General features: G+C 65.3%; 15 protein-coding genes. 6 read left to right on the top strand and 9 right to left on the bottom strand.

Annotated elements, in window-relative coordinates:
- Together QW868_RS11040 and QW868_RS11035 are read right to left on the bottom strand one after the other, a co-directional pair.
- A complete protein-coding gene (locus QW868_RS11040) occupies positions 1-2,955 on the bottom strand; it encodes an FAD-binding and (Fe-S)-binding domain-containing protein (protein ID WP_316230555.1) in 2,955 nt (984 codons plus the stop codon).
- Positions 2,956-3,068: 113 nt separating this feature from the next.
- Positions 3,069-3,827, bottom strand: coding sequence for a GntR family transcriptional regulator (locus QW868_RS11035; RefSeq protein WP_316230554.1), 759 nt, complete (start codon positions 3,825-3,827; stop codon positions 3,069-3,071).
- A gap of 128 nt (positions 3,828-3,955) precedes the next feature.
- Between QW868_RS11035 and QW868_RS11030 the strand changes: the two genes are divergently transcribed.
- From QW868_RS11030 to QW868_RS11005, 6 genes are all read left to right on the top strand, one after another.
- Positions 3,956-5,161, top strand: coding sequence for an alanine--glyoxylate aminotransferase family protein (locus tag QW868_RS11030; protein ID WP_316230553.1), 1,206 nt, complete (start codon positions 3,956-3,958; stop codon positions 5,159-5,161).
- A 208-nt stretch (positions 5,162-5,369) separates the two neighbouring features.
- A complete protein-coding gene (locus tag QW868_RS11025) occupies positions 5,370-6,563 on the top strand; it encodes a pyridoxal-phosphate-dependent aminotransferase family protein (protein WP_315739013.1) in 1,194 nt (397 codons plus the stop codon).
- On the top strand, positions 6,563-7,360 hold the full coding sequence (locus QW868_RS11020; RefSeq protein ID WP_315739012.1) for an enoyl-CoA hydratase/isomerase family protein: 798 nt from the start codon (positions 6,563-6,565) through the stop codon (positions 7,358-7,360). Before QW868_RS11025 ends, QW868_RS11020 begins: the two co-directional genes overlap by 1 nt.
- Positions 7,361-7,493: 133 nt before the next feature.
- Positions 7,494-8,480, top strand: a complete 987-nt coding sequence (locus QW868_RS11015; protein WP_316230552.1) for a tripartite tricarboxylate transporter substrate binding protein — start codon at positions 7,494-7,496, stop codon at positions 8,478-8,480.
- A 32-nt stretch (positions 8,481-8,512) separates the two neighbouring features.
- A complete protein-coding gene (locus tag QW868_RS11010; protein WP_315739010.1) occupies positions 8,513-9,055 on the top strand; it encodes a tripartite tricarboxylate transporter TctB family protein in 543 nt (180 codons plus the stop codon).
- A gap of 119 nt (positions 9,056-9,174) precedes the next feature.
- The gene (locus tag QW868_RS11005) at positions 9,175-10,695 is read left to right on the top strand and encodes a tripartite tricarboxylate transporter permease (protein WP_315739008.1); all 1,521 of its coding nucleotides are present in this window, start codon (positions 9,175-9,177) and stop codon (positions 10,693-10,695) included.
- A gap of 66 nt (positions 10,696-10,761) precedes the next feature.
- Here the strand turns inward: QW868_RS11005 and QW868_RS11000 are convergent, their stop codons facing one another.
- The 7 genes from QW868_RS11000 to QW868_RS10970 all read right to left on the bottom strand — a co-directional run bounded on the left by QW868_RS11000 (position 10,762) and on the right by QW868_RS10970 (position 21,115).
- The gene (locus QW868_RS11000; protein WP_316230551.1) at positions 10,762-13,821 is read right to left on the bottom strand and encodes an autotransporter domain-containing protein; all 3,060 of its coding nucleotides are present in this window, start codon (positions 13,819-13,821) and stop codon (positions 10,762-10,764) included.
- A gap of 888 nt (positions 13,822-14,709) precedes the next feature.
- Positions 14,710-14,871 carry a hypothetical protein gene (locus QW868_RS10995; protein ID WP_315739007.1) on the bottom strand — a complete coding sequence of 54 codons (162 nt, stop codon included), beginning with the start codon at positions 14,869-14,871 and terminating at the stop codon, positions 14,710-14,712.
- Positions 14,872-15,040: 169 nt separating this feature from the next.
- Complete coding sequence (locus QW868_RS10990) at positions 15,041-16,231, bottom strand: CoA transferase (protein WP_316230550.1); 1,191 nt, start codon at positions 16,229-16,231, stop codon at positions 15,041-15,043.
- Positions 16,232-16,367: 136 nt separating this feature from the next.
- On the bottom strand, positions 16,368-17,588 hold the full coding sequence (locus QW868_RS10985; RefSeq protein WP_316230549.1) for a phenylacetate--CoA ligase family protein: 1,221 nt from the start codon (positions 17,586-17,588) through the stop codon (positions 16,368-16,370).
- Positions 17,589-17,714: 126 nt separating this feature from the next.
- Positions 17,715-18,554, bottom strand: coding sequence for an ABC transporter ATP-binding protein (locus QW868_RS10980; protein ID WP_315759165.1), 840 nt, complete (start codon positions 18,552-18,554; stop codon positions 17,715-17,717).
- A 142-nt stretch (positions 18,555-18,696) separates the two neighbouring features.
- Positions 18,697-19,983: an ABC transporter substrate-binding protein gene (locus tag QW868_RS10975; RefSeq protein WP_315759164.1), complete on the bottom strand. Its 1,287-nt coding sequence runs from the start codon at positions 19,981-19,983 to the stop codon at positions 18,697-18,699.
- 58 nt (positions 19,984-20,041) lie between these two features.
- A complete protein-coding gene (locus QW868_RS10970) occupies positions 20,042-21,115 on the bottom strand; it encodes a branched-chain amino acid ABC transporter permease (protein ID WP_315759163.1) in 1,074 nt (357 codons plus the stop codon).
- Positions 21,116-21,157: the final 42 nt, after the last annotated feature.

Here is a 21,157-nt window from a genome sequence, read left to right as displayed (position 1 = left end):
TCAAGAACGCATCTGCGTCCGCTCCAGGCTCATCGCCAGGAGCTGCGCAGCGTGCACGGCGCCGCGACCGGCGCCGTCTTGGATCTGGTGGCGGCAGGAGGTGCCGTTGGCGACGATGAAGGTCGAAGCTTCTGCCTTGCGTACCGCAGGCAGCAGCGACGCCTCCGCCATCTGCAGCGAGACCTCGTAGGTCTCCGCGCCATAGCCGAACGCGCCGGCCATACCGCAGCAGGAGGATTCGATGGTCTCGACCGTGAGCTCCGGAATGAGTCGCAGCACCTGCTCGACAGGCTTGAAGGCGGCGAAGGATTTCTGATGGCAATGGCCGTGCAGCAGCGCCTTGCCGGGCAGGGGGGCGAGCGGCAGCGCGAGCCGTCCGGCCTCTGCCTCGCGCGCCAGAAACTCTTCCAGCAGCAGCGCGTGCGCGCTGATCGTCTTCGCGGCGGTATCGTTGCGTAGCGACAGCAGCTCGTCGCGCAGCGTCAGCAGGCAGCTTGGCTCCAGGCCAATGATCGGCACGCCGCGCGCTGCGAACGGCGCGTAGGTCTCGACCAGGCGCTGCAGCTCGGACTTGGCTTCGTCGACCAGACCGGCGGACAGGAACGTCCGGCCGCAGCACAGCGCCCGGCCGCCATCGGCGGGCTTGGGAACGTAGACGCGGTAGCCGCCCGCGATCAGCACGCGCAGCGCGGCGTCGAGATTTTCGCGCTCATAGACGCGGTTGAAGGTGTCGCCGAACAGCACGACCTCACGGCCATCAGCCGGACCGAACGCGTCGGCCTCGACGCGGAAGGTGTCGGTGCGGAAGGCGGGCAGCTTGCGCTTGGCGCTGATGCCCGCAACGCGCTCCATCAGCACGCGCAGGGGCGCAACATGATTGCGCAGGTTCACGAGCGGCGCGACGCGGGCGACGAGATCGGCGTAGCGCGGCAGGTAGGCGACGAGCCGGTCACGCAGCGTAAGACCATGCGTCGTTGCCCGCGCTGCCAGCACCTCGATCTTCATCTTGGCCATGTCGACGCCGGTCGGACACTCGCGGCGACAGGCCTTGCAGGACACGCACAGCTTCAGCGTTTCCATCATCTCGTCAGACGACAGCGCGCCGGGACCGAGCTGGCCGGAGATCGCGAGCCGCAGCGTATTGGCGCGGCCGCGCGTGACATCCTTCTCGTCGCGGGTGGCGCGATAGGACGGGCACATCACGCCGCCGTCGAGCTTGCGGCAGGCGCCGTTGTTGTTGCACATCTCGACCGCGCCCTGGAAACCGCCGGCGGCGCCGGGATAGGCCGACCAGTCGAGCACGGTCTTGAGATCATCGATGCGATAGTCCGGCGGATAGCGGAACAGCGAGCGGTCGTCCATCTTGGGCGGATCGACGATGCGGCCGGGATTGAGCACATTGCCGGGGTCGAAGCGCTGCTTGACCTCCTTGAAGTCGGCGACGATGCGGCTGCCGAACATCTGTTCGTGGAATTCCGAGCGCACGATGCCGTCGCCGTGCTCGCCGGAATGCGATCCCTTGTACTCGCGCACCATGGCGAAGGCTTCCTCGGCGATGGCCCGCATCGCCTTGACGTCCTTCTCCAGCTTCAGGTTCAGCACCGGGCGGACGTGCAGGCAGCCTTCGGAGGCATGCGCATACATGGTGCCGCGCGTGCCGTGCTTCGCGAACACATCGTTGAGCCGTGCGGTGTAGTCGGCGAGATGCGGCAGCGGCACGGCGCAGTCCTCGACGAACGACACCGGCTTGCCGGCCTCCTTCATCGACATCATCACGTTGAGGCCGGCGGCGCGGAAGTCGGCGACCGCGGTCTGCAGGGCAGGGTCTGATATCTCGACCACGCCGCCCCATTTGCGCGGCTCGTTGCTCCAGGCGAAGCCGAGGTCGCCCATCAACTCGGAGAGCTGCTTCAGCTTGGCGAGGTTCTCGTCCGTTGTCTCTTCGGCGAACTCTACCACCAGGATGGCGTCGGGGTCGCCGCGCACGGCGGCGGCGATCACTGGCTGGAACATCGCGATGTCGCGTCCAAGCCCGATCATGGTGCGGTCCACCAGTTCGACCGCGATCGGCTTCAGCTTCACAAGGTGCTGAGCCGCGTCCATGGCCGCGTAGAAGCTGCCGAAATGGCAGACGCCGAGCACCTTGGTGCGGATCAGGGGCCACAGCTTGAGCTCGATGCGGGTGGAGAAGGCGAGGGTGCCTTCGGAGCCGACGAGCAGATGGGCCAGGTTGTTGGCGGCGTTGCGCGGCGTCAGCGCATCCAGATTGTAGCCGCCGACGCGGCGCTGCACCTTGGGAAACTTGTCGGCGATCTCCGCGGCCTCGCGCTCGCCCAGCGCAAGCATGTCGCGAAACAGCGCGTGAGCGCTGTCCGGCGCGCTGACGTCACGAAGGTCTCGCGGCACCTCGCCAAAATGCGCCAACGTGCCGTCGGCGAGCGCCGCGTCGATCGCGATGGTGTTGTCGCGCATCGTGCCGTAGCGCAGCGAGCGGCCGCCGCAGGAATTGTTGCCGGCCATGCCGCCGATCGTGGCACGCGACGCCGTCGAGACGTCGACGGGAAACCACAGGCCGTGCTGCTTGAGCTGGCGATTGAGGTCCTCGAGCACGATGCCCGGCTCGACCACGCAGGTCCGAGCCTCGACGTCGAGAGAGACGATGCGGTTCAGGTGCTTGGAGAAGTCGACGACGATCCCTTCGTTGACGGTCTGGCCGCATTGCGAGGTGCCGCCGCCGCGCGGGGTGACGATGCGGCCGTCGTCGCGGGCGAGGGCGAGCGTGCGCAGTGCCTCGTCCATCGTGTGCGGCACGACCACGCCGGCCGGGATGACCTGGTAGAACGAGGCGTCGGTGGCGTAGCGGCCACGGCTGAAGCGGTCGAAGAAGACGCCGCCTGCAATCTCGGCGCGGAGCTTCTGTTCGAGCCTGGACGGACCGGCTTTGGCGTTCGGCATGGTGATCCCTGGTCGGGCCCGGCTGTCGTCTGGCGGGCCCTCTTGAGCCCCGTGTCATTCATTTCTGCAAATGCGTCAATCTGATTGCATGCAAATTTGCGCAATCCTGGGCGTCATTCGACCTTGTCCGGCTTACTTCCCGCCGTTGGCGGTTGACTCTCGCCGAAGTAGGCGATCGCGGCCGCGCCCTTGTTGCGCAGATGTTGAAACAGAATGTCGGACAGCTCGCTTCCGGCGCGCCGGCGCAGGGCGTCGAGGATCATCTCATGCTCGCGCATGGCCTCGCTCCAGCGTTCGCGCTTGCGGGCGAAATTGGCCGAGAAGCGCACCCGCCGGATGCGGCCCGCCAGGCTCTCATAGGTCGCATGAAGGGTGGCGTTGGCGGCGGCATCCACGATCGCGCGGTGGATGAGCTGGTTCATGCGGAAATAGCCCTGCATGTCCTGCCGCATGTAAAACCCGTACATATCATGATGAAACTGCTCGATTTTTCCGATCGCTTCATCCGAAATCTTCTCGCAGGCGAGGCGGCCGGCGAGCCCTTCCAGGCCTCCCATCAGGTCGAATAATTCGTGGATGTCGGCGGCGCTGAGCGGGCGCACCCGAGCGCCGCGATTGGGCAGCAGCTCGACCAGGCCTTCGGCCGCGAGCACCTTGAGCGCTTCGCGCAAGGGAGTGCGGGACACCCCCAGCATTTCGCAAAGCTGGCGCTCGGACAGGCGTCCGCCGTCGGCGACGTGGCCCTCGACGATGTAGTCGCGCAGCCGTGCCAGGATCTCGTCATGCAGTGAGGTCTCGTCCCGCACAGGCGCAGGTCGACCACTTGGATCTGCCAATGGTGGCGTCTCGATATCGGGAATCGTGGAATTCATTTCACCCCATTGTAGCGATAGTTACAGATGTGGTCGACCTTGTGTGTGAATGCGTTTAATCTCTTGCATGCTGAATAATTGAATGCAATCATTGGTGCCAGAATGCCGTCGTCGCCCGGAGCTCTGTCGTGACCCGTCCCCAAGGCCGTCATTTCTTGCATATTCCGGGCCCAAGTCCGGTGCCCGAGCGGGTGCTGCGGGCGATGGACATGCCGGTGATCGATCACCGCAGCGCCGAGTTCGCCGAACTCGGCAAGGCCGTGCTCGGTGGCTCGCAGGCGATCTTCAAGGCCACGAGCCCGGTAGTCATCTATCCGTCCTCGGGCACCGGCGCCTGGGAGGCCGCCATCGTCAACACGCTGTCGCCGGGCGACAAGGTGCTGATGGTCGAGACCGGCCACTTCGCCACGCTGTGGCGGCAGATGGCGGCGCGGTGGGGAATCGAGGTCGATTTCATTCCCGGCGACTGGCGCCGTGGCGTCGATCCTGCCGTCATCGAGGAGAAGCTGGTTGCCGACGTCGGTCATCGGCTCAAGGCGGTGATGGTCGTGCACAACGAAACCTCGACCGGCGCGACCAGCCGGATCGGCGAGGTGCGCGCCGCGATCGACCGCGCCAAGCATCCGGCGCTGCTGATGGTCGACACGATTTCTGGTCTCGCCTCGGCCGACTTCCGATTCGACGAGTGGAAGGTCGACGTCGCCGTGTCGTGCTCCCAGAAGGGCTTCATGCTGCCGCCGGGGCTCGGCTTCAACGCCGTCTCGGACAAGGCGCGCCTTGTTGCCAAGGCCAACAAGATGCCGCGCTCGTTCTGGGACTGGGAAGACATGCTGAAGCTGAACGCGAACGGCTTCTTCCCCTACACGCCGGCGACGAACCTGCTCTACGGTCTGCGTGAAGCGATTGCGATGCTGCTCGAGGAGGGTCTCGATCAGGTGTTCGCGCGCCACCTCAGGCTTGCGGCCGCGACCCGCGCCGCCGTCGAGCATTGGGGCCTGGAGGTGCTGTGCCAGGAGCCGAAGGATTTCTCTCCGGTGCTGACCGCCGTGCTGATGCCGCCGGGCCATGACGCGGATCAGTTCCGTCAGGTCGTGCTCGACAACTACAACATGTCGCTCGGTTCGGGTCTGTCCAAGGTCGCGGGCAAGGTGTTCCGCATCGGCCATCTCGGCGAGTGCAACGCGCTGACCCTGATGGCTGCGCTGAGCGGTGTCGAGATGGGGCTGCGTGCGGCCGGCGTGCCGCATCGTGCCGGCGGCGTCGATGCCGCGATGGCGCTGCTTGAAGAGCCATTGGAGGGCAATGCGCCGCGCCATCTGGCTGCGGTGAAATGAGGCCAAATCGCGTGCAGCAAGCTGGGACGTCCCGCTATGCCGCACTGCACAGGAGAAGGGGATTCGTGTGCATCTGAGGGATGTCAGCCCGAAGCGATCGGTGCTTGCGTCTTCTTTGTTGACGCCAGCGGTCTGGCGGGAGAAAAGCGCGGCCAGCGCGTGGGATGCCACGCCCGCGCACCAACCAAATGACCGGGGACGGACGCCAATGACTGTGCACACAGGACGGCATTTTCTTCAGATTCCGGGGCCGACCAACGTGCCCGACCGCGTGCTGCGCGCGATGGATATGCCGACGCTGGACCATCGCGGTCCCGAGTTCGCCGAGCTCGGCTTCGCCGTGCTGACTGCATCGCAGCGAATCTTCCGCACCAAGCAGCCGGTGATCATCTATCCGTCGTCGGGCACCGGCGCGTGGGAAGCCGCGATCGTCAACACGCTCGCGCCTGGCGACAAGGTGCTGATGGCCGAGACCGGCCAGTTCGCGGTGCTGTGGCGTGGCATCGCCGACAAGTTCAAGCTCGACGTCGACTTCATCCCCGGCGACTGGCGCCATGGCGCCGACATTGCGGCGATCGAGCAGCGACTGGTCGATGACAAGGCGCACAAGATCAAGGCCGTCTGCGTCGTGCACAACGAGACCTCGACCGGCTGCCTGACGCCGCCGCTCGAGGTGCGCAAGGCGCTCGACCGGGCCGGCCACCCGGCGCTCCTGATGGTCGACACCATCTCTGGCCTCGGCTCGATGGAGTATGAGCACGACGCGTGGGGCGTCGACGTCTCCGTCGCTGGCTCGCAGAAGGGCCTGATGCTGCCGCCGGGCCTCGGCTTCAACGCCGTCTCGGAGAAGGCGCTCGCCGCCGCCAAGGCCAATCCCGGCATGCGCTCCTACTGGGACTGGCAGGAGATCATCACCTTCAACAAGCTTGGTACCTTCCCCTATACGCCGGCGTGCAATCTGCTGATGGGCCTCAACGAGGCGCTGAAGATGCTGGAGGAGGAGGGCCACGACAACGTGTTTGCGCGTCATCGCCGCCACAGCCTTGCGACGCGGGCTGCTGTCAAGGCCTGGGGCCTGGATACGCAGTGTCAGGATCCGCAGGCGCATTCGCCGGCGCTGACCGGCGTGGTCATGCCCGAGGGCCATGACGCCGATCAGTTCCGCAAGACGGTGCTGGAAAACTTCGACATGTCGCTCGGCACCGGCCTCAACAAGATCAAGGGCAAGGTCTTCCGCATCGGTCATATCGGTCACTTCAACGACTTGATGCTGATGGGCACGCTTGCAGGCGTCGAGATGGGCCTTGCGCTCGCTGGCGTGCCGCATCGTGCAGGTGGCGTGCTCGCGGCGATGGATGTCCTGAAGGCGCGCGAGGCAGCGCCGATTCCGAAGGTGGCCTGATGAACGCACCTGTGACCGGCTCCGACGATCTGATCTATGCCGTCGACGACGGCATCGCCAAGATCACCTTCAACCGGCCGCAGGCGCGCAACGCGATGACGTTCGCGATGTACGACCGGATGGCCTCTATCTGCGAGGCCATCAACGCCGATCGGTCGATCAAGGCGCTGATTCTGACTGGCGCGGGCGACAAGGCCTTCGCCTCCGGCACCGACATCTCCCAGTTTCGTGCCTTCAAGACCGCGCAGGATGCGCTCGACTACGAGGCGCGGATCGACCGCGTGCTCGGCACGCTCGAACTGTGCCGTGTGCCGGTGATTGCGGCGATCGCGGGCGCCTGCACCGGCGGCGGTGCCGGCATTGCCGCCTGCTGCGACATTCGCATCGGCACCGAGACGACACGTATCGGTTTCCCGATCGCGCGCACGCTCGGCAACTGCCTGTCGATGTCGAACATCTCACGCGTGGTCTCCCTGATCGGACCGGCGCGCACCAAGGACCTGATCTTCAAGGCCCGGCTGGTCGAGGCGCCGGAGGCGCTCGCGCTCGGTCTGCTCAACGAGATCGTGCCTGACGTCGAGACGCTGCAGACACGCGCGCTGGAGACCGCGAGGCTCGTCGCCTCGCACGCGCCGATCACCCTCGAGGTCACCAAGGAGGCCGTGCGCCGCATCCGCCGGACCCTGTCGCGGGACGAGGGCGAGGATTTGATCCTGCGCGCCTATATGAGCGAGGATTTCCGCGAAGGCATGGAGGCGTTCCTCAACAAGCGGACGCCGAACTGGAAAGGCAAGTAGTCCGATGCCGTGCTTGCGACCTTATGCCGAGGAACATGAGGTCGCATCATGCTTGTGTTCTTGAACTGACCACAATAAGCCAGCAGTATCCTGGTAGGATGCAAGCTGGGGCTTCGAACGGGGAAGAAAGCACGTGCGCAAACTCATCAAGATCGCGGCCGCGACGGCGGCCTTTTTCGCAACTGCGCCGGCCTTTGCCGGCTGGGAGCCGACCAAGCCGGTCGAGATTGTCGTCGCCGCGGGCGCCGGCGGTGCATCCGACCAGATGGCGCGGATGATGCAGGCTGCCATTCAGAAGAACAATCTGCTGAAGCAGCCGGTGGTCGTGTCGCTGAAGGGCGGCGCGTCCGGGGCCGAGGCGCTGATGTACATGAAGTCCAGCGACGGCGATCCGAATAAGGTCCTGATCGCCTATTCGCTGATCTACATGCTGCCGCTGTCGGCCAAGCTGCCGTTCGACTGGCGCGAACTGTCGCCGGTCGCGGTGATCGCACTCGATCAGTTCGTGCTGTGGGACAACGTCAACGGCCCGAAGACGGTGAAGGAGTTCATCGAAGCCGCCAAAGCGTCGAGTTCTCCGTTCAAGTTGGGCGGCACCGGTTCCAAGCGGGAGGATCACGTGCTCACGGTCTTCATGGAGAAGAAGACCGGCGCCAAGTTCTCCTATCTGCCCTACAAGTCGGGGGGCGAGGCCGCGACCCAACTGGTTGGCGGGCACACCGAAGCGAACGTCAACAATCCTTCCGAGAATCTCGAAGTCTGGCGCGCCGGCCAGGTGCGTCCGCTCTGCGTGTTCGACAAGGAGCGCATCTCCTACACGACCAAGGTCACGGAGACGCAGTCCTGGAACGACATTCCGACCTGCAAGGAGCAGGGGCTGGACGTGCAATACCTGATGCTGCGCGGCATGTTCCTGCCCGGCAAGGTGACCCAGGAGCAGCAGGAGTTCTACGTCGACCTGTTCAGCAAGCTGGTGCAGACGCCGGAATACAAGGACTACATGGAGAAGCAGGCGCTGAAGCCGATCTTCCTCACCGGCAAGGACATGCTGCAGTTCCTCGAAGAGGACGGCTCGCTCAACAAGCAGCTGATGACGGAAGCCGGCTTCGTCGCCAAGTGAGGCTGGGCGGGGCGAGGGGATGAGGAGGATCGATGTCCAACGCTGAGCTCGAGATTGCCGTCGACGATCCGACCGCGCCGGAGGAGGATTCTCCGGCCGTCACCTCCACCCGGACTGTCGACGTCGCGGTGTCGCTGCTGCTGCTCGCGCTCGCGGTCGTGCTCGCCTGGGACAATTGGCGGACCGGCGCGTCCTGGGACTCGACCGGTCCGGAGCCCGGCTACTTCCCGTTCTATCTGTCGGTGATCCTCGGCGGCGCCAGCCTCTACGGGATCGGCGCCGCCTTCGTGTCGAGAAAGGAAGCGGTCGAGACCTTCGTGACGCGCGCGCAACTGCGGCGCGTGATGGCGGTATTCGTGCCGACGCTGCTGTTCTGCATCGCGATGCAGTTTCTCGGCATCTACGTCGCGAGCTTCCTGCTGATCGCCGGGTTCATGCGCCTCGTTGGCAAGATCGCGATCTGGAAATCGCTGCTCACGGCGTTGCTGTTCAGCGCCGTGATGTTCGTGACTTTCGACGTCGTGTTCGACGTGATCATGCCGAAGGGCCCACTCGAAGCGGCGTTCGGGTACTGACACCGGTCTCTCCCTCGTCATTGCGAGGAGCAACGCGACGACGCAATCCAGGGCTGCGCACTCGACTCTGGATTGCTTTGCTGCGCGCGCAATGACGAGGAAACAGTTGGAATGAAATCATGGAAGCCTTGGGTCTGCTGCTGCACGGGTTCGCGGTCCTCCTGACCTGGAAGACGCTGCTGCTGATGATGGTTGGGCTCGTGCTCGGCGTCTTCGTCGGCGTGCTGCCCGGGCTGGGGGGGCCCAACGGCGTCGCCATCCTGTTGCCGCTGACCTTCTCGATGGACCCGACCTCGGCCATCGTGATGCTGTCCTGCATCTACTGGGGCGCGCTGTTCGGCGGCGCCATCACCTCGATCCTGTTCAACATTCCCGGCGAGGCGTGGTCGGTGGCGACCACTTTCGACGGCTATCCCATGGCGCAGCAGGGCAAGGCCGCGGAGGCGCTGACAGCCGCCTTCACCTCGTCGTTCATCGGCTCGCTGGTCGCGGTGATGCTGATCACCTTCCTGGCGCCCTGGATCTCGTCCTTCGCGCTGAGGTTCGGTCCGCCCGAGTTCTTCGCCGTGTATCTCCTGACCTTCTGCTCGTTCGTGGGCTTGGGACGCGAGGACAAGCACAAGACGGTCATTGCGATGGCGCTCGGTCTGCTGCTCGCCGGCGTCGGCATGGACACCGTGTCCGGTCAGTTGCGGATGACCTTCGGCTCGACCGATCTGCTGCGCGGCATCAACTTCCTGGTCGCGGTCATCGGCCTGTTCGGCATCAGCGAGATCCTGCTGACGATGGAGGAGCGCCTGGCGCTGCGCGGTCACGCCGCCTCGATCTCGCTGCGCACCGTACTCGCGGTGTGGAAGGACCTGCCGAAATATTGGATGACCCTGCTGCGCTCCTCGGTGATCGGCTGCTGGCTCGGCATCACGCCAGGCGGCGCGATTGCCGCCTCCTTCATGGGCTACAACCTCGCCAAGCGCTTCTCGAAGGATCCGGACAGTTTTGGCAAGGGCCGCATCGAGGGCGTGTTCGCGCCTGAGACGGCGGCGCATGCCTCGGGCACCGCGGCGCTGCTGCCGATGCTGGCGCTCGGCATCCCCGGCTCCGGCACCGCGGCGATCCTGCTCGGCGGCCTGATGGTCTGGGGTCTCAATCCCGGACCGCTGTTGTTCGTGGAGCACAAGGATTTCGTCTGGGGCCTGATCGCCTCGATGTATCTCGGCAATGTCGTTGGCCTCGTGCTCGTGCTTTCCACCGTGCCGATCTTCGCCTCGATCCTGCGCGTGCCGTTCGCGGCCGTCGCGCCGATGATCGTGGTGTCCTGCGCCATCGGCGCCTACGCGATCCAGAATGCGATGTTCGACGTCTGGCTGATGCTCGGCTTCGGTGTCGTCGGCTATGTCTTCAAGAAGATCAAGATCCCGCTGGCGCCGTTCACCTTGGCGCTGGTGCTCGGCAGCCGTGCCGAGGACGCGTTCCGGCAGTCGATGATCATCTCCGGCGGCAACATGAAGGTGTTCTGGGCGAACGGGCTGGTGGGCACCATAACGACGCTGGCGATCGTGCTGCTGTTCTGGCCGCTGATCGATCGTGTGATCGCGAGCTTCAGCAAGTCGGGAGCGCCGGCCGCGAAGGCCGAGGCTTAGTACGGTTGTCGCTGATCACCCGTGCCCTGCCAGCTGGACGCCTGCGCTCGATCGGCTACGCCGCTCCTACCACGTGTAGCGCACGCTGCCCTTGCCGGCATAGGAACGGGTGACGCTCGAGAACTCGCCTTCGAACGTCGCTATGGCGCTCCAGCCGTTCTGCCAGCTCATCTCGACCGAGGTCGTCGTCAGCGCGGAGTCGCGCGCCTGCGCGGCGCCGTTGACGACGAAGCTTGCGCCCGGCAGCGTCTGGAACGTCGCCGCGACCGAACGATCGGGATTGAAGTCGTGCGCCCAGGCGAGGCGGCCGCGCAAGGTGAGGGCGCCGTCTGCCAGCGCATAGGACTTGTCGGTGCGCAGGCCGAACTCGGTACGTGTGTCGGTGACGGTCTTGCCGGTGTAGCTCAGCGCGAAGGTCGACGTGCCGGAGATGGCCTGCTCCACATAGGCCGGTAGGCGCAGGCTCGTCACCCGCGCAGCCGCGTAAGGCGTGAGGCCGATGCCGCCTATGGGAGCGACGAAGCGCGTGCCGCCCTCGATGCGGCCGATCCAGGCATTGGCTTGATAGGTCGCGCGCAGCCGGTCGGCACCGGAGATGGTGACGGTGCGATCCGCGGTGACGTCCTGCCAGCCATAGGCCAGGGCCGCTCTCAGATAGCTCGGGCCGATATGATGATGCAGATAGGCGCCGGCCTGGAACAGATCGGAGCGGCCGGAGCCGAGGCCGTTGACGCTGAAGCTGGTGCCGCCGCCGCCGAGCGCGAAGCCCGCAATCGTGCGCGGTGCGATCCGGTAGTCGGCGCCGACGGCGGTGCCGGCGATGCGGCTGGTGGTATCGTTGGAACCGACGACTGCATTGCCGCTGGTCGTTTGCGAGCCGCCGAAGCCCGCCGCCCAGACATTCCAGCGCTGCGCAAAGTCGGCCGGCCTGTCGTCAGTCAGCATCGCGAAAGCATCGGTGCGCTTGCGGGATGTGTCAGCATAGCTGATCGTGCCCCCGCCGCTGGCTTGACGTTGTGCGAAGGGATCGGTCAGCAGGCTGGCGAACTGGCTCATGGCGTTGAACGTGGTCTGTTGCACGCCGGTGGCGCTCTCGCCGGACGCCTGCGTAAGGCCCGCCTGGTTCAACTTGCCGAACACGACGGGAATATCGCCGGTGCGATCGAAGAACGCCGACAGCGTATCGCCGACCGTCTTCTGATTGCCGTTGAGTCCGCCGGGCACGGCGAAGGCGAGGATCAGATCGAGATAGACGTTGTTGGCGTCGTAGCTCAGGCTGGTCTTGAAGCCGGAGGGCAGGTTGGTCTTCACCACCGATCCGAAGCCGCCCGAGATGCCGCCGCTCGTCGTCAGGATGGTGTAGCGCTTGTCGATATAACCGCCGCCGGTGCCGAACACGGCGTTGACGGTGGCTCCGCCGAGGGTGGCCGATCCGGTGACGCTCGCGAATGAGGCCGTGGTCGGATCGAGCTGCACCAGATAGTACGCACCGGACTGGAAGGCGAGATTGCCGACGATGGTCATCGACGAGCCGGCGGTGCCATTGCCGGGCGCCAGCGTGCCGCCGGCATTGATGCCGACCGTCATCGGCGGATCGACGAGACCTGCACCCGTCAGGGTGCCGCCGGCATTCACGGTCACCCCAGAGGTGTTCATGATCGCACCTTCGACGTCGAGCACGCCGCCGTTGATGGTCGTCGCCCCGGTGTAGCTGCTGGTGCCTGACAAGGTCAGGATGCCCACGCCGACCTTGGTGAGCCCGCCCGTGCCCGAAATCGTCCCGCCGAGTGTCGCGTTGTTGCCGTTGGTATCGAACGTGCCGCCGCCGGCATTGAGGGTCACGGTCCGGCTGGAGCTGAAGCCGGCGAGATATTGCAGCGTGCCGCCACCGAACGACACGCTGCCGGAAGCATCGCCGAGATTGGCATCTGATGACACCGCGAGCGCGCCCTGGTTGATGCTCCACGGCGTAACCTCGGTCGTCGTGCCGGTCAGCGTCCAGGTCGCGGTGCCCGTCTTCACGAAACTCGAGAAGCCCTGGAATTGCGCGGTCGCACCGATCGTGGAAACGTCGAAGCTGCCGTTCGCGGCGCCACCGAGCCGGAACGTATCGGTGCCGGTGCCGACGACATTGCCATTGATGATCGAGCTCGCCCAGATCTCCAGCACGTTGCTGCCGCCGGTGAAGCTGATGGCGGCGGGGGCCACGAAGAATCCGAAGCCGTTACCGCGCGAGATCGTGCCGCTGTTGATGATCGCGAGATTGGCGCCGATGACGCCCGCACCGGCCCTTCCAGCCGTGCCGGAGTGACTAGTATCCGTCGCGCCGGCCACGCCTGCGTCGCCGCCGGTGATGGTGCCGGAGTTGATCAGCGTGCCGTCCGCGGCGAAGGCGACGCCGGCGGCACCACTACCACCGTCGCCACTCGCATTCGGTTGGGTGCTGGATGGCGCCTCACCACCATTTCCGCCGCCACCGCCTTTGATGGTGCCGGCGTTGTTCAGCACGACGCCGCTTCCCGTCAGAAAGATACCGTAACCGCCCTGGCCGCCATTGCCACCCCAGCCATTCACGACGACATTTAGCGAGGCAGCCGCGCCGCCATTGCCGCCCTTGCCTCCCGTGATGCTGCTGCCATTGCTGTAGGTGAGCCCGTTGCCATCGACGACCACCCCGTATCCGCCGGCGCCGCCGCCGCCACCGCCGAAATCCCCGGTGGTGGCGCCGCCACGTCCACCATTGCCGCCCGACACCGCTGCAGAGTTGCTCGTGTCCGTGGTTACGACGGCGCCATGTGCGCCACCACCACCTCCGCCTCCGCTGTGAATCGAGAAGCCGCTTTGACCGCTTATTCCGTTGGCGCCCGGACCGATCCCGCCGCTGCCACCCGGTGCGGCACCGGTCGAATCGCTGCCGCCGGCCCCGCCGAGTGTGCCGGCGCCGCCACCGCCGCCGCCTCGGGTAGGAATAGGTGCATTGGCGCCGACATTTCCAACGGCCGTGGCCGAGCTGGCACCGCCATTGGCGAAGGTGTCCTGGCCGCTGCCGCCGGCGCCGCCTCTGGTGGCCTGCGCAATGGCTGGCGCCGCCGCAAGCACCGGGGTGACCAGCGCGGCCGCTGACAACCAGCACAACCGCCTCGACCGCGAGACCGTATGGGGACCGGATCGGTTTGCGATCAGCACGTCGGCCTTTGCATCTTCGCGATTGAATCCATGTCATGCAGACGCCGTCAGGCGCCTCCAATCGTGCCAGACGGCATTTCGTCAAGAGCAGCCAAGATCGCCTTGGCGGGTACTGTGATTTTTTGGGTGGATTTCGAGATGGCCTAAGTTCGTCGCTGCCTGTGACCGTCGTGCAACACTCGATACGAACTAGCCTCCGCTCCCGGTTGTACGTGGTCGTTCCACAGCCGAATCGCGCTCATGCGGCGGGCTTGTGCAGCATGGGCTGTGGCATCAGCGATCCTGCCTCAAACGCTGCGGATAGACCGCGACGAGCACCTGAATTGCCCAGATTCTCCCTGCGCGTCAGCAGACCAAACGCGGCGGGTGAACAGGCCACGCTGAGGCTCCAACGACCATCGGCATCAGTTGCGAGTTTCTGATTGGGACCATGCCGTAATTGGTTCGCGGATTGTGGTGGATAGAGCTTGGCTGGGAACACCAAAACAATCGTACCGATGTTCGAAGCCGTCCGGCGCTTCTCCAGAGGTTGTGTCTTTGCGATGACAGCTTTTTAGGCAGGAGAGTGGTAGGCTTCATTCATGGGCAGTTTCTGAATTGCTCACGCGCGGTGCCTGATCTCTGGTCATCGCGCCCTGATGTTTCCTCCCGAGACGATCCCTTGCCCGGCGCTTGCGTCGGGCTTTTTTTTGCGTTCGGTGGATCAGAGTTCGCAGCTCATCCCGGTTGCGCCCCGAAATGAAAAAGCCTCCGTCCGGCTTCTCGGAAGGAGGCTTTGGGCAAAGGCGATGTAGGAAAGAGAGCGCGCGAACCCGAGGAAGGTCAGCCTCAGTTGGCCTTCTCGGCCACCGGCATGTGGTACCAGTCGGACTCGTTGTCGAGCATCGTCTCGTCGAACGGCAGAGCGCCGGGGTGATTCAGAGCGGCTCCGTTGACGTCGCGCACGATGTTCATCGCCGTCAGAAACTCGTTCAACTCGGATGCGCTCATGATCCGCTACTCCTCACACGCACGGGCCCCGAGGGGGTCCGCGATCAACTGATGCGAAGAGATTAACGCGATCTTGCCTTGGCCTCAATCCGGCCAAGTCTGAAGTTCCAACGTGGTGACATCTGGGCCACAGCGGCGGGATGCCGCAGCTTGGACATATTGCACCTGCTCACACGACGCGATGCAGTCGGAGATCGGCGATCTCGCCGTCGGTGAAGCCGAATTCGGACAGGATCTCCTCGGTCTGCTCGCCGAATTCCGGCGGCCGCGCCGCCATCCGGCTGGGCGTGCGCGACAGGGTGAAGGGCTGCGCCACCAGCGTGATGTGGCGGCCGTCGTCGTTCGGCACCGGCTGCGCCATGCCGAGATGCTTGACCTGCGGGTCCTCGAACATCTGATCGATCGCGTAGATCGGCCCGCACGGCACGCCCGCGGCATTCAGCTCAGCGACCCATTGCTCGCTCGTCTTGGCAAGCGTGCGTGCGTTGATCTCGGCATTGAGCGCGTCGCGGTTCTTCGAACGCGCCGGTGCCGTCGCGTAGTCCGGATTGTCGATCCATTGGGAGGCACCGAGCGTCTGGCACAGCCGCTCCCAGATTCGGCCGCCGGTCGCGGCGATATTGATGTAGCCGTCGGAGGTCTTGAACACGCCGGTCGGAATGCTGGTCGGATGATTGTTGCCGGCCTGCGGCGCGACGTCCTTCTCCATCAGCCAGCGGGCGGCCTGGAAGTCGAGCATGAAGATCTGCGCCTGCAGCAGGGAGGTCTGGACCCACTGGCCCTCGCCGGAGACCTCGCGCTCGAGCAACGCCGTGAGGATACCCATCGCGCAAGAGAGCCCTGCCGAGAGATCGGCGATCGGGATGCCCGCGCGCATCGGACCCTCGCCAGGTGCCCCGGTGATCGACATCAGCCCGCCCATGCCCTGCGCGATCTGGTCGAAACCGGGCCGCTTGGCATAGGGACCATCCTGGCCGAAGCCGGAGATGCTGCCATAGACGATGCGCGGATTGATCTTGCGCACCGCCTCATAGTCGATGCCGAGCTTGGTCTTGACGTCGGGCCGGTAGTTCTCGATCACGACGTCGGCTTTTTCGGCGAGCCGCATGAACACGTCGACGCCCTTCGGATCCTTCAGATTGAGCGTCATCGCGCGCTTGTTGCGATGCAGGTTCTGGAAGTCGGCGCCGCGGCGCGGGCCGCCAAGCGCTTCGCCGCCATCCTCCATCATGGCGTCGATCTTGATGACGTTGGCGCCCCAATCGGCGAACTGCCGCGCGCAGGTCGGGCCGGCGCGCACCCGCGTCAAATCGAGCACCGTGAAGCGGGACAGGGCTTTGGATGCGCGCGGGAAGGCCATGCGGACGAACTCCGAGAGAGGCGACATGGCTGTATAGGAGAGCGCGCGCAGCGCGACAATTGCGCGGACAGCGGTGCGTGCCGCGCTGCTCATGCCGCTGGTGCAGGGCTTCTACTTGAGCGGAACTTGCGCGCGCTCACCGCTCGTCGGCGATCACCTTGCCATCGTTGGGCAGCGTGCCCGGCGCGACCAGCTCGACTTGGCCGCTGAGCTTGGTGACGCTGCGCAGGCTGGCGGCCAGCGCCTCTTGCAGGTCGGCTGCGGGCGCCGCGCACTCGGCCTTCAAGGTCATCGCGTCGGTCTCGCCGGCACGGGTTACGACCAGGCGGAGGCGGCCGAGCTCCGGGTGGCGCTTGCCGATCTCGGCGACCTGCTCGGGGCGCACGAACATGCCCTTGATCTTGGTGGTCTGGTCGGCGCGCCCCATCCAGCCCTTGATCCGCATGTTGGTGCGGCCACACGGACTGAGACCCGGGAGAGCGGCGGTGAGATCGCCGAGTGCCAGGCGAATCCAAGGATGGTGGGGATCGAGCGAGGTGACGACGATCTCGCCGACATCGCCCTCTTGGACCGGATCGCCGGTGCCGGGCCGGACGATCTCGAAGATCAGGTCCTCGTTGACCACCATGCCCTCGCGCGCGGCGGTCTCGTAGGCGACGATGCCAAGATCGGCGGTGCCGAACGCCTGATAGGCGTCGATGCCGCGGCCCTTGATCTCGGCCTGCAGCGATGGCGGGAACGCCGCGCCCGACACCAGCGCGCGCTTGATCGAGGAGACGTCGCGACCGGCGCTGGCGGCGCCGTCGAGCAGGATCTTCAAGAAGTCCGGCGTGCCGCTGTAGCCGATCGGCCGGTAGGCCTCGATCAGCTCGAACTGCGCCTCGGTGTTCCCTGGCCCCGCCGGGATCACCGCGCAGCCGAGCGCGCGCGCCGAGGCGTCGAAGATGAAGCCTCCGGGCGTGAGGTGATAGCTGAAGGTGTTCAGCACGACGTCGCCGGGACGGAAGCCGGAGGCAAACAGCGCGCGGGCGCCGCGCCAGGGATCGTTGTGCGCCGCCTCCGGCTCGAAGATCGGTCCGGGCGATGTGAACAGGCGCGAGAACGCGCCGGGCACCTGCGCGACGAAGCCGCCGAATGGCGGCGCCGCCTTGTGCAGCGCCGGCAGCTCCGACTTGCGCAGCACCGGCAGTTGCGCCAGCGCGGCGCGCGTCGTGATGTCCTGGGGATCGATGCCCTGCAGCAGCGCGGCATAGGCCGGCGCCTTCATCGCCGCGTGCAGCACGTCGGGCAGGCGGCCGAACAGATCCTGCTCGCGGGCTGCGGGATCACGGGTTTCGAGGGCGTCGTAGTGGGTCATCGTACCCAGTCCTTGAATCTTGCGGTCGTCATGGCCGGGCTTGTCCCGGGCATCCACGTCGTTCGTCGTTGCGGCTCGCGCGTGGATGGCCGGGTCAAGCCCGGCCATGACGAGGAGAGAGTTCGGCTACAGCCACCGCTTCCGCCGCTTGAAGCTCTTCAGGTTCTTGAAGCTCTTGCGCTGGTCGCCGGCGCCGCCGAGGTAGAACTCCTTGACGTCCTCATTGTCGCGCAAGGCATCCGCGGTGCCGTCGAGCACCACCTTGCCCTGTTCCATGATGTAGCCGTGGCTGGCGACCGACAGCGCCGCGCGCGCGTTCTGTTCGACCAGCAGGATGGTGACGCCGAGATCGCGGTTGATCTCCTTGATGATCGCGAACACTTCCTTCACCAGCAGCGGCGACAGGCCCATCGACGGCTCGTCCATCAGGATCATCTTCGGCCGCGCCATCAGCGCGCGCCCGATCGCCAGCATCTGCTGCTCGCCGCCGGAAAGATAACCCGCAAGGCCGGTGCGCTCCTTCAGCCGCGGGAAATAGTTGAACACCATCTCGATGTCGCTGTTGACCTCGCGATCGGATCGCGTGAACGCGCCGAGCTTGAGGTTCTCCAGCGAGGTCATGTCGGAGACGATGCGGCGTCCTTCCATCACCTGGAAGATGCCGCGACGGACGATCTTCTCCGGATCGATGCCGTCGATGCGCGCGCCGTCGAACATGATCTCGCCGCGCGTCACCTCGCCGTCCTCGGTCTTCAAGAGGCCGGAGATCGCCTTCAACGTCGTCGACTTGCCGGCGCCGTTGGCGCCGAGCAGCGCGACGATCGCGCCCTTGGGCACATCGAGGCTCAGCCCGCGCAGCACCAGGATGACGTCGTCATAGACGACCTCGATGTTGCGGACGGAGAGCAGGGGGGCGGGTGCCCCAGCAGTTGCGGCCGTCCGCAGATTTTCCAGTGTATCGGTCATGGCGACACTCTATCCGTCGTCATGCCCGGGCTTGACCCGGGCATCCACGCCTATCAGCGTGTGAAGCAAGACGTGGATGGCCGGGGGATTGTGCAAAGACGCGCTTCGCGCTTCTGCCCGGCCATGACGCTGGTGTAAGGAACTACCACCCAGCCCATTCGGCTTTGCGCGGCAGCTCGATGGTCTTCACCTTCTCGAGCTTGATCACGCCCTTGGCCATGAGCTCGTTGAGGTCGCCATCCGTCGGACCCGTCACGCGCGCGCGATAGAGGTCGACCTTCATCGTGCCGCGATGATCCTTGTCGGTCCAGGTCGAGGGGCTGCAGACGCCTTCCATCCCTGCGGGCACCCAGTCCTTCTTCTGGTAGAAGCCCTTGGCGACGTTCTCGCCGGTGGCGCCGCCGTTCTTCGCAGCCCACTCGATCGCCTCCTTCATGTAGAGCGACGAGCAGACTGCGGCGACGTAGTGCACCGGGCGGTAGACCTTGCCGGTCGGGTCGGACATCTTCGAGATTTCCTGCACCGTCTTCATGCCCGGCGCATCGCCGCCCCAGGCCACCGAGGTGCGCAGCGGAAAGACGACGCCGTTGGCGGCATCGCCCGCGGTCTTGGCGGCGTTCTCGTCCATGCCCCAGACGTTGGACAGGAACTGCACCTCGACGCCGGCATTCTTGCAGGCCTTCATCACCGAGATGTTGGAGGCCGCGGTGTTGCCCAGATAGGCGTAGTTGGCGCCGGAGCTCTTCAGGCTCAGGCACTGCGCGCTGTAGTCGCCGGGCGCCAGCGCGAACACCAGCGGCGGCAGCACCTCGAAGCCGAGCTCGGTGGCGAGCGCTTCGCCCGCGGCCTTCGGCGCGTTGGGATAGGGGTGGTTGGCGCCCATGTGGACGAATTTCGGCTTGCCCGGCTTGCCCTTGGCCTTCCAGTCCTCGGCCGCCCAGGTCAGCTCGGCGCGCAGCGCATCCGAGTAGCTCGGGCCGTAGAAGAAATTGTACGGCGCCGGCTTCGCCTTGCCGCTGGTGCCCTCGGGATCGGTCAGCGCGGCGGCGTAGGAGCCGGACATGTCCGGGATCTTGTCGTTGGCGAGGAAGCCGGTCAGCGCCTCGGTGTCAGCCGTGCCCCAGCCCATGATCGCCGCGACCTTGTTGTCCGGCGCCGACCACTTCTTGTACAGCGCGATCGCGCGCGGCACCTGGTAGCCATAGTCGTTGCTATCGACCGCGAGCTGCTTGCCGCCGATGCCGCCGTTCTTGTTGACCCAGGCGAAGCTGTCGACGACGGCCTGGCCATAGGGCGTACCGACGTCGGACGTGCCGCCCGACAGATCCTGCAGATGGCCGATCGCGATCTGCTGCGCCTGCGCCGTTGAAGCGAAGGCGCCTGCGAGCAGCGCGAGAGCCGCCGAGCCCAGCAATGATTTCATCGTCATAGTGCTTCCTCCTGTGGTGCGTTCGGGCCGGATTGTCGCCGGTCCCTGTTGGTTGAGTTCAATGTGAGAACGGATAGAGCTTCCAGTATGTCTTGATCTGTCGCCAGCGATGCGCCAGCCCGTCCGGCTCGAACATCAGGAAGGCGATGATGATCAGGCCGATTGCGATCTCGCGCAAAAAAGTGATGTTGTTGTTGAGCGCGAGCGCCTTGTCGATGGCACTGCCCTTCAGATTGTGGCTGAGCCACTCCATCGATTCCGGCAGCAGCACGACGAACGCGGTCCCCATCAATGTGCCCATGACCGATCCGGTGCCGCCGATGATGATCATGGCCAGGAACAGGATCGAGCGCTCGATGCCGAAACCCTCCTGCGAGATCACGAGCTGGTAATGCGCGTAGAGCGCGCCCGCGATGCCGGCGAAGAAGGCGGCGAGGCCGAACGAGAGCGTGCGATATTTGGTCAGGTTGATGCCCATGATCTCGGCGGAGAGATAATGGTCGCGGATCGCGATCAGTGCGCGGCCGTCGCGGGTGCGCATCAGGTTGGTGACCAGGAGGTAGCAGACCACGACATAGGCCAGCACGACATAGAAATATTGCCGGTCGCCGCGCAGCGTGTAGCCTAGAATCGAGAACGGATTGGCCGAGGCCGGCACCGATCCGCCGGAGAACCATTCGGCACGGGAGAAGAAGTCGAGCAGGATATATTGCGCAGCGAGGGTGGCGATGACGAGATAGAGCCCCTTCAGCCGCGCTGCCGGAAGGCCGAAGATCAGACCAACGAGGGCCGTGATCACGCCCGCGAGCGGGATCGCGAAGAATACCGGGATGGCATAGGTGTTGTTGATGTAGGCCGAGGTGAAGGCACCGAGCAGGAAGAAGCCTGCCTGGCCGATCGAGATCTGGCCGGTGAAGCCGACCAGGATGTTGAGGCCAAGCGCCGCGATCGCGAAGATGCCGATCTGGATCGAGACCGACAGCCAGTATTCGGAGAACACCTGCGGCGCGAAGCACAAGAGGATCACGCCCGCAATCGCGAAATTGCGGCTGGTTCTGGTCGGGAAGATCGTGGTGTCGGCCGCGTAGGAGGTGCGGAAGTCACCGGCGGGGATGGTGGAACGTGCGACCATGGCGGGCTCTATCTCGCCTGAGGCTTGAATTGCGTCATGGGC

Source organism: Bradyrhizobium sp. SZCCHNR1051, assembly GCF_032489615.1.
In the GTDB taxonomy this organism is placed as follows: domain Bacteria; phylum Pseudomonadota; class Alphaproteobacteria; order Rhizobiales; family Xanthobacteraceae; genus Bradyrhizobium.
This window is presented reverse-complemented; position numbering and strand designations above follow the sequence as displayed.